12 protein-coding genes and 2 pseudogenes are annotated in these 15,264 nt (G+C 62.3%); 7 read left to right on the top strand and 7 right to left on the bottom strand.

Annotation, left to right across the window (positions count from 1 at the left end):
• Nucleotides 1-107 precede the first annotated feature (107 nt).
• Both DRF71_RS07485 and DRF71_RS07480 read right to left on the bottom strand, forming a co-directional pair.
• Nucleotides 108-1,034, bottom strand: coding sequence for a DUF2493 domain-containing protein (locus DRF71_RS07485; RefSeq protein WP_112309790.1), 927 nt, complete (start codon nt 1,032-1,034; stop codon nt 108-110).
• A gap of 316 nt (nt 1,035-1,350) precedes the next feature.
• Nucleotides 1,351-2,394 (bottom strand): DUF7146 domain-containing protein, encoded by a 1,044-nt coding sequence (locus tag DRF71_RS07480; RefSeq protein WP_112309789.1) that lies wholly within the window; start codon nt 2,392-2,394, stop codon nt 1,351-1,353.
• A 56-nt stretch (nt 2,395-2,450) separates the two neighbouring features.
• Between DRF71_RS07480 and DRF71_RS07475 the strand changes: the two genes are divergently transcribed.
• Together DRF71_RS07475 and DRF71_RS07470 are read left to right on the top strand one after the other, a co-directional pair.
• A complete protein-coding gene (locus DRF71_RS07475) occupies nt 2,451-2,735 on the top strand; it encodes a BrnT family toxin (protein ID WP_232831345.1) in 285 nt (94 codons plus the stop codon).
• Nucleotides 2,722-2,943 (top strand): hypothetical protein, encoded by a 222-nt coding sequence (locus DRF71_RS07470; protein WP_112309787.1) that lies wholly within the window; start codon nt 2,722-2,724, stop codon nt 2,941-2,943. The genes DRF71_RS07475 and DRF71_RS07470 overlap by 14 nt, the downstream gene beginning before the upstream one ends.
• Before the next feature lie 4 nt (nt 2,944-2,947).
• Here DRF71_RS07470 and DRF71_RS07465 read toward each other — a convergent pair.
• Nucleotides 2,948-4,738, bottom strand: a pseudogene (locus tag DRF71_RS07465) (strawberry notch C-terminal domain-containing protein); the annotation flags it as partial.
• A gap of 124 nt (nt 4,739-4,862) precedes the next feature.
• Between DRF71_RS07465 and DRF71_RS07460 the strand changes: the two are divergent.
• The 3 genes from DRF71_RS07460 to DRF71_RS07450 are packed head-to-tail and all read left to right on the top strand — an operon-like array spanning nt 4,863 to nt 8,310.
• Nucleotides 4,863-6,395: a tyrosine-type recombinase/integrase gene (locus tag DRF71_RS07460; protein ID WP_112309786.1), complete on the top strand. Its 1,533-nt coding sequence runs from the start codon at nt 4,863-4,865 to the stop codon at nt 6,393-6,395.
• Complete coding sequence (locus DRF71_RS07455; protein WP_112309785.1) at nt 6,392-7,303, top strand: tyrosine-type recombinase/integrase; 912 nt, start codon at nt 6,392-6,394, stop codon at nt 7,301-7,303. The genes DRF71_RS07460 and DRF71_RS07455 overlap by 4 nt, the downstream gene beginning before the upstream one ends.
• Nucleotides 7,300-8,310 (top strand): tyrosine-type recombinase/integrase, encoded by a 1,011-nt coding sequence (locus tag DRF71_RS07450; protein WP_112309784.1) that lies wholly within the window; start codon nt 7,300-7,302, stop codon nt 8,308-8,310. Before DRF71_RS07455 ends, DRF71_RS07450 begins: the two co-directional genes overlap by 4 nt.
• A 72-nt stretch (nt 8,311-8,382) precedes the next feature.
• Here DRF71_RS07450 and DRF71_RS07445 read toward each other — a convergent pair whose 3' ends face one another.
• Nucleotides 8,383-10,824 (bottom strand): TOTE conflict system archaeo-eukaryotic primase domain-containing protein, encoded by a 2,442-nt coding sequence (locus DRF71_RS07445; protein ID WP_112309783.1) that lies wholly within the window; start codon nt 10,822-10,824, stop codon nt 8,383-8,385.
• Nucleotides 10,825-11,068: 244 nt separating this feature from the next.
• On the opposite strand from DRF71_RS07445, the pseudogene DRF71_RS07440 reads away from it, so the two are divergent.
• Nucleotides 11,069-12,553 (top strand): annotated as a pseudogene (locus DRF71_RS07440) (strawberry notch C-terminal domain-containing protein); the annotation flags it as partial.
• Nucleotides 12,554-12,676: 123 nt separating this feature from the next.
• Nucleotides 12,677-13,156 carry a pyridoxamine 5'-phosphate oxidase family protein gene (locus DRF71_RS07435; protein WP_112309782.1) on the top strand — a complete coding sequence of 160 codons (480 nt, stop codon included), beginning with the start codon at nt 12,677-12,679 and terminating at the stop codon, nt 13,154-13,156.
• Nucleotides 13,157-13,530: 374 nt separating this feature from the next.
• Here DRF71_RS07435 and DRF71_RS07430 read toward each other — a convergent pair whose 3' ends face one another.
• From DRF71_RS07430 to DRF71_RS07420, 3 genes are read right to left on the bottom strand one after another with little or no spacing between them, the layout of a single operon-like run.
• Nucleotides 13,531-14,406: an SRPBCC family protein gene (locus DRF71_RS07430; protein ID WP_112309781.1), complete on the bottom strand. Its 876-nt coding sequence runs from the start codon at nt 14,404-14,406 to the stop codon at nt 13,531-13,533.
• Complete coding sequence (locus DRF71_RS07425) at nt 14,403-14,879, bottom strand: SRPBCC family protein (RefSeq protein WP_112309780.1); 477 nt, start codon at nt 14,877-14,879, stop codon at nt 14,403-14,405. The genes DRF71_RS07430 and DRF71_RS07425 overlap by 4 nt, the downstream gene beginning before the upstream one ends.
• Complete coding sequence (locus DRF71_RS07420) at nt 14,876-15,217, bottom strand: ArsR/SmtB family transcription factor (RefSeq protein WP_112309779.1); 342 nt, start codon at nt 15,215-15,217, stop codon at nt 14,876-14,878. Before DRF71_RS07420 ends, DRF71_RS07425 begins: the two co-directional genes overlap by 4 nt.
• Nucleotides 15,218-15,264: the final 47 nt, after the last annotated feature.

Here is a 15,264-nt window from a genome sequence, read left to right as displayed (position 1 = left end):
GCTATCCCTGCTGCCGAATTAAGACAATTATACATTAATTTCAGAAGGATATCACGACAAAAGCGCGCCGATCATAGCGGCACGCCAGTGGGTTTTCACACAGCCTGTTACGCGCCACCCTTCGCCATGCGGTAGACCGGGATGCCCATCTTGCGGGCCTTGTCGGCGAGGTTCTCCTGGATGCCGGTGCCGGGGAAAATGATGACACCGATCGGCAGGCAATCGAGCATCTGGTCATTGCGTTTGAAGGGCGCGGCCTTGGCGTGCCTGGTCCAGTCCGGCTTGAAGGCGACCTGCGGCACCTTGCGGTTGCTGGCCCAGGTGGCGGCAATGCGCTCGGCGCCCTTCGGGCTGCCACCATGCATCAGGACCATATCCGGATGTTTGGCGTGAATCTGATCGAGACGGTCCCAGATCGTGCGGTGATCGGTGGTATCGCCGCCCGAGAAGGCAACTTTCGGCCCCGGCGGCACCAGCATCTCGGTCTCCGCGATCTTCTTTGCGGCGAGAAAATCGCGGCTGTCGATCATCGCTGCCGTCAGATGGCGGTGGTTGGTGCGTGATCCCGAACGCGGCGCCCAATGGGTGCCGGTCACGCGCAGGAAGATGTCGGCGGCGGTTTCGCGGAAGAGTTCCAGGCTCTCGCGGCGCTCGATGAGATTGCCGCCGATGCCGATCAGGCTCTCGAGTTGGACGGATTTGACCTCGCTGCCATCCTGTTCGCGCTGAAGGCGCTTCTGCGCCTGCTCGTTGTCATCCAGTTTGCGCTCGATCCGCTCGGCGGCGCGGTGGAAGGTATTGACTGTCGACCAGAGGATCTCGTCGAGGTCGAAATCGAGGCTGGTATCGGCCATGGTGGAGATAAGGGCGTCGAAGATGTCGGAGACCGCGGTCTGGATGGCCTGGTCTTCGGGGGTGGGCCGGGGATCTGCCTCGCCCTCGGCGGGACGATAGCCATAGAGCTGCATGTCCTCGATGATATGGCCGGTCGGGGAGATGGTGTGATCGGGCTCGAACTGATCCTGGGCATACATGGGATGCATCCTTCGGCTTGGACCGCGACCGTCGCGGCCTTCTGGCGACGACAAGCCCACGGGCGATCCGGCCGGGCAGCCCGCGCACCCGCGGGCCTTGATGGCAAAGCCCGGCTGATTTGCTTCGCGATGTAAAGGCGGGGCTTGCCCCGCCGACGGAAATCAGTCGGGCGCCGCCATTGCCGGGCCGGAGCGTTTGTGGGCCGCTCGCCCTCTGAGAAGGCCTCGGCGCGGTCCTCCTGCCGCAGGAGTTTGCTCCCTCTGTTTGCCCGGGCAGGAGCACGCCTGCCCGATCACCCTCCCCGTTCCCGGCGGATCAGCGAAGGGTCATGAAGCGGCTGACGTCCTCAGGGGCGAGTTGCCCCCGGACCTGCGCCCGCAGTGCCTCCAGACCCGGTTCCATGAGATCGTCGTTGAAATCTCCCAGCATGGGCGAGAGCGTAATGGCCTCGATCCCGACCTCGTGTGCCCGGGCGATCAGGCTGTCCCGCGCGCCGTCGCCGGCGGGATCATTGTCGCGGATGATATAGAGCCTGCGCAGATCTGCCGGGAACAGGATGGCTGCGAGATGTCCCGCCGAGAGAGCCGCGACCATCGGCATCTTTGGCAAGATCTGGCGCAGCGAGAGCACGGTCTCGATGCCCTCTCCTGCCGCCATGACATCTTGCGCCTGACCAAACCGAACCGCGTTGCCGAGCAAATCCCCCATCGCCTTGCGCGGGGACCCGAGAGGCGCTTTCCCGCTGCCATCGCGGGTGAGCCAGGTGCGGTGGACGCCGGTGAGCTTGCCTTCGCGGTCGGTGATCTTGCCGATCAGTGCGGGCCAGGTCTCGGTCGGACCCTCGCCTTCCGGACGGTAGTAGCAGTCGGGGTGGAAGCGAAGGCTGTCGGTGTCGCGCATATCCGTCAGGCCACGCTTGCGCAGATAGGTGCCGGCCAGCGTGCCCCGGATGGACCTCGACCTGCGCCAGAGCCGTTCTGCAGCGTCAGGTGATCCGGAAGGAGCTGGTACCGACTTGCGTTTCTTCGCCTCCGGTGCCGGTTCCAACTGTGGCAGGCTGAGGAAACGCCGGGCCTCCTCGGCCACATCGGCGAAGTCGCTGAGGCGAAGGGTTTCGCGGATCACATCGAGCAGATCGCCATGCTCCCCGCTCTGACCGTCAGTCCATTTACCAGCTGCGCCCTTGCCAGAGGCTGGACCGGTGAGGCGGACGAACATCGACCGCCCCGGTTCATTGCGCACATCACCAACCTGCCAATAGTTGCCCTGCTTGCGGCCATTTGAAAGGTAGTGCCGACACACCGCCTCGGCCTGTTGGCCGAGACGTCGCGACAGATCGGCGGCATCGATGCGAGCCATTACGCCGACTCCTGCCAAGAATAATCATACACACTTTTATTGCGCCGCGAGGCAAGTTGCCCTATCTTGAGCGCATGGACCTGGACTGGGACGAAGACAAACGCGCGCGCACTCTGCAGGAGCGGGGCCTCGACTTTGCCGATGTTGCCGCTGCGCGTTGGGACGATGCCCTGACCGCCGAGGATCTGCGGGAGGAATATGGCGAGCGCCGTTTCGTCAGCCTTGTCCCAATCCAGGACCGGCTTTGCGTGGTGGCCTGGTGCATGCGCGGCAAGGCGCTGCGGGTGATCAGCCTGCGCAAAGCCAACGCAAGGGAAAGGAAGCGCTATGAACAAGGATAGACCCCTGATCGACAGCGATGGCGAGGTCGACGATCTCGGTGACAGCTTCTTCGCCACAGCCCGGCGTGGACGCCCGGCATTGCTGCCGGGAGACAAGAAGGTTCGCATGAACCTGATGATCGACGCCGATATCGCCGCGAAGTTGAACGAGGTCGGCAATAAGAGCGCCTTCGTCACCGCGGCGCTGCGGAAAGCGCTGGCGGGATAAGTCATCATGCCGCCTCGCGCTCGGTGATACGGCTTATCGGATAGACCGCCAGCAGCTTGCCAAGGATGTCGGTGCCATTCGCACCCACCGGCACGAAGAAGCGCAGCTTCCAGGAGATAATCTCGCTGAAGAGCCCCCAGGCCCGAAGCCGCTCCCGCATCGCTTCCGAAAAGCCGGTCAGTTCGATCCGGTTCGCGCCCATTATGCGTGACCGGCGCAGTTGCAGGCCCTCGGCAAGATCGAGGACGGTCCGTCCGTCGAGCAATGCCGCATAGGCCTGCTCCGGCGTCAGGCTGGCCGCGCCGCTCGTGGTGGCGTTCGTGGCCCAGGCGGGCGAGACCCGGCGGCCGATGATCCGCTCGCCGTCATCGGTCTGCAGGCGATAGACGCGGGTCTCATCCTGCGGCAGGCGCTTCCAGACTGGCAGAAGCAGCCCCGAGACCACATGCAGCGTGGCATCTGAGAACTCCGGCACATCGGCAACCTCCGCGCGCCAGGCGGCCGCGAAGGTCTTCTTGTCGGTCTCAACCCAAAGCGTGTCACTCATCATCCTGATGGACATGCTGAAGGCTTCCATTGGCCGGATCAAGCGTACTCGGCGTTCGATCTCGCCATCGTCAAGCATGATCGAGCTGGTTGGCACCTGCACGGCTGCGCGACCGGAGCGGCTGTTGACCAACAGGACCGCGCGCGGGTCATCCAACTCGTCGAGCGCGGCATCAACCAGCAGCGGCGTATTGCGCCGTCGTTCGGTAATGGTCAGAAGGCGGGTCTCGGCCCCGGTGCCGGGATGGGTGTAGATCACCTGACGGTCGGTGACGGTGAAGCTCTCGGCCTTCAGCGTCTCGAGGCCCAGATCATAGATCCCGGCTGCCATTGCGCCCTCGACCTTCGCCTCCAGCAACTGCTCGAAAGCTGTGAAGAGGATGCCCTGCAATTCAATAGTCAGCGCCAGCAGCCGGTTCAGGAAGGTGGTGATCGGCGGCAGCTCATCCTTGATGCCGTTTGAATCCATCAGCTTCAGGCCGGTGGCGGATTCAAACCGCTCGAGCGAACACCCATCCACCTTGCCGCGCACCAGCAGGAGGTAGAGCTGGCGCAAGGCCGCCCGGGCATAGGGGCTTTCCAAATTGTCCTCGGGGCGGAACAGCCCCTGCCCGCCGGTCTGGCGCTGTCCGCGGGTGATGGCTCCGAGCGTGTCGAGGCGGCGCGCGATGGTGCTGAGGAAGCGCTTTTCGGCCTTCACATCGGTGGCAATCGGCCGGAACAGGGGCGGCTGCGCCTGGTTCGTGCGGTTCGTTCGCCCGAGACCCTGAATGGCGGTATCTGCCTTCCAACCCGGTTCCAGCAGGTAATGCACGCGCAGACGCTGGTTCCGCGCCGAGAGCTCGGCGTGATAGCTCCGCCCGGTGCCGCCCGCATCTGAGAAGACAAGAATGCGCTTACCGTCATCCATGAAGGCCTGAGTCTCGGCGAGGTTGGCCGAGGGTGCGCGGTTCTCGACCGCCAAACGCGCCGCCGGGCCTTCGCCCTTGCGAACGATCCGCCGCGAACGCCCCGTGACCTCCGCCACCGTGTCGGTGCCAAAATGCTGGATGATCTGATCGAGTGCCCCCGGCACCGGCGGCAGTCCAGCCAGATGTTCGATCATGGCATCGCGCCGGGAGACCGCCTCGCGGCTCTCGACGGGTTGGCCATCCCGAAACACGGGCCGCGAGCTGACGTTGCCCTCGCCATCGCTGAAGGGCTCATAGAGCTGCACCGGGAAGGAATGTTGCAGGTAGCTCATGACATAATATGCCGCGTCCGCGTTATGCAGAGCGCGGCGCTTCAACTCGTTGATATGCTGTTTCATTTTGGGATCTCCGCTTGGCATAATCATGATGCCTCTGCTCTCAACCGCAGAAGGACACCCCGATATGACCTCCCCCTCCAACTCTCACCCCGGCGGCACGACAGCCGCCGGAGCTGTTACCGGCCAAGCACTTGTTTCCGGTTATCTTGCGGATAATCCAAACTTGTCCGCAGGCGCCCTCAGCGCGGCCCGGCATTTTCTGAGGTGGGTCACAGATCGACAAATCAAGATCACCGAACTTGATGTGGCGACTATCGATCGTTTTGCGCGGCACCGCTGCCGGTGCGGCCGCTATAGCGCCGCGCAGTTGCGCGACCCGAGTTACATCACCGAGGCCCGGAGGTTTCTTCGCTATCTGGAAGACACCGGCCATGTGTCCATTCCGGACGAGGTTGCCCGGCTTGGCCCGCATTTGGCCGGCTTTTCAGCGAACCTTGTTGGCCAAGGCTACAGTAAGGTCACCTTCAGCTCCCGCATGAGCCAGGCGCGGCATTTTGCGGAATGGGCTCTGCAGCGACGTATCCCGGCCATCCATATCGATGACGATCTAATCGCGCAGTTTGCCCATCACGACTGCCAATGTGGGATCAAGACCAAACGCGGCAAGCGGGTCGAAGGCACCGGTACGAAGGATCGCTGCCGTGGTGCGCGTGCCTTCGTGGCTTTCCTCAGAGCAGAAGGATTGATCCCGGTGGCGAAGGCCACTGAAGTCTTAGCCGATCCACGCCTCGCTGATTTTGCCACTTGGATGCGCCGAGAGCGCGGTGCCACGTCCGAGACGATCCGGCGCTATCAGCAAGAGTTGGGCCGCTGGCTGATGAAGCTTGGATCGGAACCGCAGGCGTTCACCGCGACAGCCGTCCGCTTAATCGTTCTGGATCAAGGCGAGGACCGCTCCCGATCGTCAGTCCGCATGACGATAACAGTATTGCGCACATTTTTGCGTTTCATGATCGGCCAGGGACATTGTGCCCCGTCGCTGCTTCATGCAGTGCCGTCAGGGGTGCGACGCAGGCTTTCCGACGTCCCAAAGACGATCCCGGCTTCGACCATTGAAGAGATCGTCGCGTCCTGCGGCACAGGCACAGCCGTTGAGGTGCGGGACCGCGCCATCATCCTGCTTCTCGCGCGGATGGCCCTGCGGGCTGGCGATATCTGGAAACTCCGCCTCACCGACATCGACTGGCGCGCGAGCAGATTGCGATTGCACGGTAAAAGCCGACGCGGGATGTTCATGCCTTTGCCGCAGGACGTCGGCGACGCGCTGCTCGCCTATATCGAGAACGCACGCCCGATGGTTGCATCCGATCGGGTCTTCTTGCGCGTCCAAGCCCCTTTCACCCCCTTTCGCTCATCGGCAGAGATCGCCGGTATCGTCTCTCGCGTCCTATCCCGCGCCGGCCTCGTCGGTCTGCCGACCGGCGCGCATGTGTTTCGACATTCGCTGGCTTCGACTTGGCTGCGCAGTGGGGCGGAACTGGATCAGATCGGGGCCGCGCTGCGCCATGCTTCTCGCGACACAACCGCAATCTACGCCAAGGTCGATATCGACATGCTGGGATCTGTGGCCCAGCCTTGGCCGGGGTGCGCAGCATGATGCATCGTCATGTCGACCGCTACATCAACCTGCACCGCGCCCTCGGGAAGAGGTTTACCAAACACGAGAAGTCCTTGCGCGAGTTCGCCGCTTTTGCTGCTGACCGGTCTGATCTGCATGTAACCGCGGCACTAATCCTCGAGTGGGCGGGCAGCGCGGCTACGCCCAATTCAGCGAAAGACCGATATGATCAGGCTCGCGCCTTCGCGATGTTCCTGCATGCAGAGGACGTGCAGCATGAGGTTCCAGTCGCGGGATTATTCGGTCGGTCAAGACGCCGCCGACCCGCTCCCCACATTCTGTCGCAGGACCAGATCAATGGCATCCTGGCCGAGGCGCTGCAGGTTCCAGGACTGTCCCCAATCAGCCCTCATACCTATCACACGCTGTTCGGATTGCTGGCCTCAACAGGTCTGCGCATCTCAGAAGCATTGTCCCTGCGTTGCGATGACCTGACGGAAGACGGTCTGATGATCCGCAAGGGCAAATTCGGCAAGAGCCGCCAGGTTCCTCTTCATTCCTCGACCCGTGCAGCGTTGGAGCGCTATCTCGAGCGGCGGCGCATCGTCCGCGATGCTGGTCATGACCTTTTCGTGCTCGGGCACGGTCACGCACCGACGGCGACGAGGGCACACGTGGTCTTCGTTAGGATCGTGCGCAAACTGGGGTATCGTAGTCCGACAGGTCCAGGCCCCCGGCTACACGATTTGCGCCACACCTTCGCGGTCCGGTCCCTGGAGACCTGCGGGAACGATCCGAAGTCAGTTCTGCGGCACATGCGGGCACTGAGTACTTATCTCGGCCATGTCGATATCAACAATACCTATTGGTACCTCGAGGCCACGCCCGTATTGCTGCAAATCATCGCGACGCAGGCGGAAGAGACCTGGATCGGGGGTGCAGCATGACTCCGCTCGCGCCGGACCTGTCGGCTTTCCTGCAAAAGCACCTACCCGACGAGCGCGGAGCCAGCCGACATACAATCGCCGCCTATGCCCACGCGTTCACCCTTCTGCTGCGGTTTGCGGCCACACGCCTTCAGCGGCAGCCGTCAGACCTTGCGATAGAGGACCTCGACGTCGGGCTGATCAGGGCCTTCCTCGAGCATATCGAAGAGGGCCGCGCCAATTCCGCTCGGTCCCGCAATGCTCGGCTGGCAGCGATAAAAGCGTTTTTCCGCTTTCTTGAGCCACGGCGTCCTGCCTGCCTTGAGCAGGCGATGATGATCAGGGCGCTACCCGTGAAGCGCACGGATGCAAAGCTGATCGACTATCTGACGAAAGAGGAGGTGCGCGCATTGCTTGCCGCACCGGACGACCGAACGCCGACAGGGCTGCGCGACCGGGCAATGCTTCATCTGGCCTATGCCGCAGGTTTGCGGGCATCCGAACTGCTCGCCATCCGCATGGATGACTTTCCGCGGGGATCGTTCACCACGATCCGGGTACTCGGAAAGGGGCGTCGGGAACGTGTGCTGCCGCTCTGGAAGGAGACGCAAGTAGCCATACGCGCCTGGTTGTCGGTTCGTCCTGTTGATCTCGGGCCGGAACTGTTTCTGAACCGCGATGGCGACCCGATGACACGGGATGGTTTCGCCTACCGGCTCCGTCAACATGTTGCAGTGGCAAAACGTGTTGCCCCTTCGATTGCCGACAAGCACGTGACGCCGCATGTGCTGCGGCACAGCTGCGCCATGCACACGCTGCAGGCCACAGGCGATGTCCGCAAAGTCGCCCTTTGGCTGGGTCATGCAAGCCTCCAGACGACCGAGATGTATCTGCGCGCGGACCCGACTGAGAAGCTTGCCCTTCTCGACGCCCACCACGCCCCGCTGATCATGCCGGGTAAGTTTCGGCCGCCCTCGGACAAATTGATGGCGATCCTCGCTACCGCAACCGGCGCGAAGCCGCGATAGTGGATATTGAACGGTTCAGCGCTCCAGGCACACCATGCGAGCATCAGCCGCGCCCCCCAAGGTGGGGCGCGGCTATTCCATTACATAGCCGAGGGCGCGGTATCCAGTTCGACGCTTTGTGGCCATTCTGGCGAGAACAGGGACGGCACTGTCGACGTAATCCACGACCAGCACATCCTTCTTGCCGTCATGCTGTCGGTGTAGACGGCCAACATACTGCGCCAGCGTGCCCTTCCACGCGATCGGCATCGTCAGGAACAAGGTGTCGAGCCGAGGGTCGTCAAAGCCCTCCCCAATGTAGCGTCCCGTTGCCAGGATCAACCGCTCCTCGTCATCGGGGACATTCAGTGCGGCGGCGGCAGATTTCCGGTCCTTCGCCGACATGCCACCCCGCAGCACGACCAGGTTCTTCGCAAATTTCGAGAACCGCTGGTGCAGATAATCCAGATGGTCTTTGCGTTCAGTCAAAACGATCGGGGAGCGCTTCGCCTCGAGCGATTTCAGCACGTCATCAAAGATCTGATCGTTCCGACCAGCGTCGTCTGCCAGCGCGGCGTAGATCGCGGGCATCGACGGTCGTTCGGCCATCGCCAGCACTTCAGGCAGTTTGAATCGTGTGTGACGCTCGCGTGCCCGATGACGAATGCCGCTCTCAGCAGCCTGTGATCTGGCATGCACCTGATGCCGGACGGGACCGCATTGCATGAAGATAATGGGATGATGCCCATCTTTTCGGGCGACGGTCGCAGACAGGCCGACAACATATCGCGCCTTCGACCTCCGCGCGACGAGTTCAAAACTTGCGGCGGACAGGTGGTGGCATTCGTCAACGATGAGCTGACCATAATCTGCCACGATGTCGTCGACTTCGCCGTTTCTGACCAGGCTCTGGATCAGCGCCACGTCGACCACGCCAGTCGGTTTCCGCTTTCCGCCGCCAATTGCACCGATCTGCTTGGGGTCGATTTGGAGGAAGGTCTTCAGCCGCTCGACCCACTGGTCGAGAAGTTCCCGACGGTGCACCAGAACCAGCGTGTTTCGGGCACGATGCCTGATCAGGGCGGAAGCGACAACGGTTTTGCCGAAGGCCGTGGTCGCGGCCAACACGCCAGTATCGTGCGCGGTGAGGGCATCGAAGGCGCGCTGTTGCTGCGGCCGAAGCTCGCCAAGGAACCGGACCGTCTCGGGCAGCGGGGCTCCCTCGCTACGCTGGTCGTCCACCGCCAACTTTGCGCCGTGCTCAGCGAGGACTTCGACCGCTTCATCAAAGCAGCCCCGAGGCAATGCGATATGTTGTGGATGCAGTTCGGCGCAGGAGACCACGCGAGGCTTTCCGAATGTGGGCAGCCGCATCGCCTGTGCCCGATAGAACTCGGGGTTCTGGAACGCTGCGACGCGTACTAATTGGGCAATCATCGCAGAGGGCAGCCCGGTCCGGTCGATGTAGATCTGATCGGCTACGGTCACCTTGACGGTGCTCGGGATTGCCACATCCTCAGGTTTCGCCTTCGGGCGGCGCGACGGTGACATTTTCCAGGGCTCGTCAGCATTTTCATCATCAACCGGCATCCGGATAGCCAGCACCTGACCAGATACCTCTGCGGCTGCAACAATGCTGGTTACCGCCTCCGCCGACATTCTCGGCAGCGTCGACAGAAACGCCCATTGGTCGTCGTACGGCTGGAGATCCGAATCGAGGAAGACGCTGTTGCCGGCCTTCCGCGCGCTGTGCTGCAGCGGCAGGGCGATCAGGTTTCCGAAGCCGCCAATGGGCATCGTGTCCTGGTTCGGGAAGAGGCGGTCATAGGAAGCAAATCCGATCTCCGGCCGCTTCTCCATCGTCTCGGTGATCAGCGCCGATCCGAGTTGCCGGGCAACCCGTGCCGACACCGGTTCGGCGAAGAAGACCCAGACATGGGCGCCATTGCCCGATCGAGATCGCTCCAGAGCGGCAGGCACACCCTTCGCCCGACAAGTTTCAAGGAGGGCACCGGCGTCCTCTGCCCAGGTCGCCTTGTCAAAATCTGCGGCAAGGAACCAACAGGTGTCGTCCCGCAACAACGGGTAAACGCCCGCCACGAAGTCCGGTGAAGGGCCGTCGCCTCCCCGTAGGTGCCGTTCAATGACACTGGCGTCGGGAGGAATGAACCGCTGATGCTTGCAGTCCCCGCATTTGACGGTTGGCTTTCCGCATATGCCCTTCACCCATTCATTGAAACAGGCGGGCGAATACCCCGCGCGCCCGGTCTTGCGGTTTTCCCATCGCACCGGGAACACCTCCGGGCGGCCAGCAAACAGGTTGCGGAACAGTTCTACCTTTTCGCCCGACGTCGACATGTTTGTGACGGGGGCATTTTCGAATGAAGGACGTTTGGCTTGGGCCGCTGTTTCTGCGGCCTGTCGGGCCTCCAGCGCCGAAAGTTCCTGCAGAAGCTGACGTTGCTCTACCTCCAGATCGGTCAGTCGCGCCCGAACGCGCGCCAATTCTGCTGCCGTGCTGCTCTTATCTACCACCTGTGATTTCCGTCGATTTGTCCCCTCCCCACGACCTTAACGGTCAAACGGTCACGCTGTAAGTGCGCCTCCGCGACCGGCGGCTGTCGTGCCGCCGGGGTGAGAGTTGGAGGGGGAGGTCATATCGGGGTGTCCTTCTGCGGTTGAGAGCAGAGGCATCATGATTATGCCAAGCGGAGATCCCAAAATGAAACAGCATATCAACGAGTTGAAGCGCCGCGCTCTGCATAACGCGGACGCGGCATATTATGTCGGCTCGTATTTGCAGCATTCCTTCCCGGTGCAGCTCTATGAACCCTTCACAGATGGCGAGGGGAACCTCTCGTCACGCCCCGTCTTCCGCGATGGTCAGCCGGTGGAATGCCGCGAAGCCGTGGCGCGGCGCGACGAGATGCTGGAGCAGCTTGGTTCGCTTCCGCCTGTCCCCGGTGCGCTCGACCAGATCGTGCAGCGTTTCGGCACGGATATGGTCGCCGAAGTCACAGGCCGTTCGCGCCGGATCGTGCGCAAGGGCGATGGGGCATTGGCACGTCTTGCGGTCGAGAACCGTGCGCCTTCTGCCAACCTTGCCGAGACGTCGGCCTTCATGGATGACCAGAAGCGCATTCTGGTCTTCTCGGATGCCGGTGGCACGGGACGCAGCTATCACGCCGAACTCTCTGCGCGAAACCAGCGGCTGCGGGTGCATTACCTGCTGGAACCGGGCTGGAAGGCCGATGCCGCCATCCAAGGGCTGGGCCGTACCAACCGGACCAATCAGGCGCAGCCGCCGCTGTTCCGACCCATCGCCACCGATGTCAAAGCCGAGAAGCGCTTCCTCTCGACTATCGCCCGCCGCCTCGACACCCTGGGCGCGATCACCCGCGGCCAGCGTCAGACCGGCGGTCAGGGGCTGTTCCGTCCCGAGGACAATCTGGAATCCGCCTATGCCCGCGACGCGTTGCGCCAGCTCTATCTGCTGATCGTGCGCGGCAAGGTCGAGGGGTGCTCGCTCGAACGGTTTGAATCCGCCACCGGGCTGAGTCTGATGGACAGCAACGGTGTGAAGGATGAACTGCCGCCGATCACCACCTTCCTCAACCGCCTGCTGGCGCTGACCATCGAGTTGCAGGGCATCCTGTTCTCGGCCTTCGAGCAGCTTCTGCAGGCGCGGATCGACGGGGCGATTGCATCGGGCACCTATGACATGGGGCTGGAAACGCTGAAGGCCGAAAGCTTCATCGTCACCGACAGGCAGGTGATCCACACCCATCCGGGGACTGGCGCGGAAACGCGGCTTCTGACGCTCACCGAGCGCAAGCGCAATCAGCCCTTCACGCTCGATGCGGCCCTGGCGGAACTGGATGATCCGCGTGCCAAACTGCTCATCAACGAGCGATCCGGTCGTGCCGCTGTGCAGATGCCGACCACCAGCGTCATGCTGGATGATGGCGAGATCGAACGGCGCGTGCGGCTGATCCGGCCGATGGAGGCGATGAGCATTCCGGTGCGGGCGATGGGCGAGACCCATTGGCTTGAGGCCGACCGTGCCGCCTTCACCGTGGCCTGGAAGGAGGAACTGGCCGAAGTGCCGGAGTTCACCGACAGCATCCTGCATATGGTGACAGGCTTGCTTCTGCCGATCTGGAAACGCCTGCCGCAGGAATCCTCCCGCGTCTATCGCCTCCAGACCGACGAGGGCGAACGCATCATCGGTCGCCGGGTCTCGCCGGCCTGGGCTGCCAATGCGCGTCACTGCGCATCCGACAGGTCAGAACCGGCAGATCACGCGAATGTTCCAAAGCGCGGCCTGAGGAGCGGGAACAGACTGGCCTCAGGTTAGTTCAGCAGCCGAAAGCAATAGGAGGACGTTATGTCGACAGCTGCAGAACTGGAGCGCAGGCTCTGGAGCGCATTGCGCTCGGATCGTGTGTTGATGCTGGGCCTTGCGGGCAAGGATGATGGCCATACACGCCCCATGACCGCAATCGTTGAGGATGGGGACCGGGGGCCGATCTGGTTTTTCACCAGCACAGATAACGAGATCGTCACTTCTGGTGGGGGCCGTGCCGTCGCGGCCTTCGTCTCGAAAGGCCATGATCTGTTCGCCACAATCCACGGCCGACTTACCATCGACACCGATCCGGCGACTGTTGAACGGCATTGGAACAGCATGGTCGCCGCGTGGTTCGATGGCCAGAGCGACCCGAAGTTGCGCCTGTTGCGTCTGGATCCGGAAGGCGCGCAAATATGGGAGAACGCGTCGTCCATCCTGGCAGGTGTCAAGGCACTTTTGGGAGCAGATCCGAAGGAGGACTATAAGAATAAGGTGGCAGCAGTTCCCTTACGATGATGTGGCAGACACTTTTTTGAAGAGAAAGGCCCACCCTTTGCCCATGTGTCGGACAAAGGGTATAACTCTGCACGTCCGCACCTGGCGCAGTTCCGCGATCCGCTTCTGCATTGCCAGGTGTCTGATCGGGGCTGGTCAAGCGCGTGAACGATACCCTGCTGAATACGGATCCGGCGCGCAGACTATCAAGTGTCATTGGCAACGCATTCCGTGCGGGCAGACTTGCAGTGACCAGCCGACAGGCGGCCTTTAGCTGTCGCCCGGCTTGGGAGCGCAGCTTTCCAGAGACGTTCAATCGTGCTTTTCGCAGCGAAATCGCCAAAGGAGATACTGGCAATCAGGAAATGCCGATTGGCATCCGTCAACCGCAGCTTTCACTCCGCCCTGACGAAGCGTGCCAGCTTGCCGAGTGTCTGAAGACCAAGCTCCACTGCACCAAAACCTTTGGCGTTCTGAAACTCGGCTGACGTGCTGAAGACCATACCCAGTGTCACCTTTGTCGCGCCGTTCACCTCCTCGAACGAGGCCCAGGCATCGGCATGCTTCGGCCCGTTCTCGCCCCAGAGCAGCGCGTAGCTGATCCGGTCTTCGGCAAGGACCTCGCGGTAAAGGTGATGGTTCGGGAAGACCGTGCCATCCGGCGCGATCATGTCGAACACCCATTCACCTCCGGTCCGCAGGTCGATCCTTTTGGTACGGCAGGAGAACCCATCCGGCCCCCACCATTGCGGCAGGGTTTCCGGGTTCATCCAGGTGCCCCAGACCAGTTTTCGCGGTGCTCTGATCTCGCGCTGCAGCAGCATGGTCCGGGCAGCCACGCCCGCCAGATTGTCCAGCCCCGCAGCAAAGCCCTGCCGGTAGCCTGCCGCCATATCCTGGCCCAGAGAAGAGAGCTGCACCGTCACCACCAGCCGGCTGTCCTCACCTGCGCTCTCGAAATCCGCTGTCACCAGCGCTGCTGATTGCGTCACGCCTTCGGACGATATCACCTCGTAATTCACGCTGCGCAGAGCTGGCTGCAATTCCAGCCAGCCGGCTTCGCAGCGGAAGTCGGGCTGCCCCTCCACCTTGCAAAGTGAGATCTCGCGCCCGCCGACCCTGGTATCGGCTGCCAGAAACTCCAGGGTAACCGAGGGGGCCGGCGCTGCCCAGACCGCCCGGGCGGCAGGCGCTGTCCAGGCCTGCCAGAGGGTGGCGACCGGGGCCGCCACCTGACGCTCGAACCGGAGCGTGGCAAATCGTTCGCTCATCTCATCAGACCCTTCGCATAGGTCTCAAGCTGCGTCACCACTGTACCCCAGCCGTCGAAAAAGCCCATATCTTCATGCGCCTTGCGGGTGTCGGCGTTGCGATGGCGGGCGATAGCCGTATAGGTAGTGCCGCCCCCGGGCGCATCCGTGAGCAGCAGGATCGCGGTCATGAACGGCTCGGGGACGGGTTTCCAGCCTTCGGTATAGGTATCGGTGAAGACCAGCTTCTCGCTTGGCACCACCTCGAGATAGACACCGTTATTGTCCATCACATTGCCGTCGACGTCGACGCGCGTGTTGAACCGCCCGCCGACCCGCAGGTCGATATCCACCGCCGTCACCTTATGCGGCGCGGGGATGAAGAAATGCGGGATATGTTCCGCCTGGGTCCAGCATTCCCAGATCAGCCGTCGGGGCACGGCCAGCGTGCGGGTGAAGCTCAGGTCTGTGCCCGGATCGAGGTCAGGTGTCATGTCTCACGCTCCTTCATCAACTTCATCACATAAACGTCCAGCCGGTCGAGCCGGCCTTCCCAGAGATCCCGCTGTTCATCGAGCCAGGTCTGCATTGGGGCCAGCGCGTCGGGCTGAATGGCGCAGGACCGCACCCGTCCGGACTTCGATGTGACTATCAGACCCGCATCTTCCAGCACCGAAAGATGCCGCATCACTGTCGGCAAGCTCAGTCCGGTTGGGTTGGCCAACTCCTTCACCGGTGCAGAGCCCTCAGCCAGCTGAGTCAAAATTGAGCGGCGGGTCGGATCGGCGAGCGCATGAAAGAGCCGCGAAAGATCGAGATCATGCTTAGTCATACTACTAACTATATTCCGTTCCGTCTTCGCGACAAGAGGAAAGTTAG

This window comes from Pseudogemmobacter bohemicus (assembly GCF_003290025.1).
GTDB lineage: Bacteria > Pseudomonadota > Alphaproteobacteria > Rhodobacterales > Rhodobacteraceae > Pseudogemmobacter > Pseudogemmobacter bohemicus.
The sequence above is the reverse complement of the archived record's forward strand: the minus strand, read 5'-3'. Positions and strand labels throughout refer to the sequence as shown.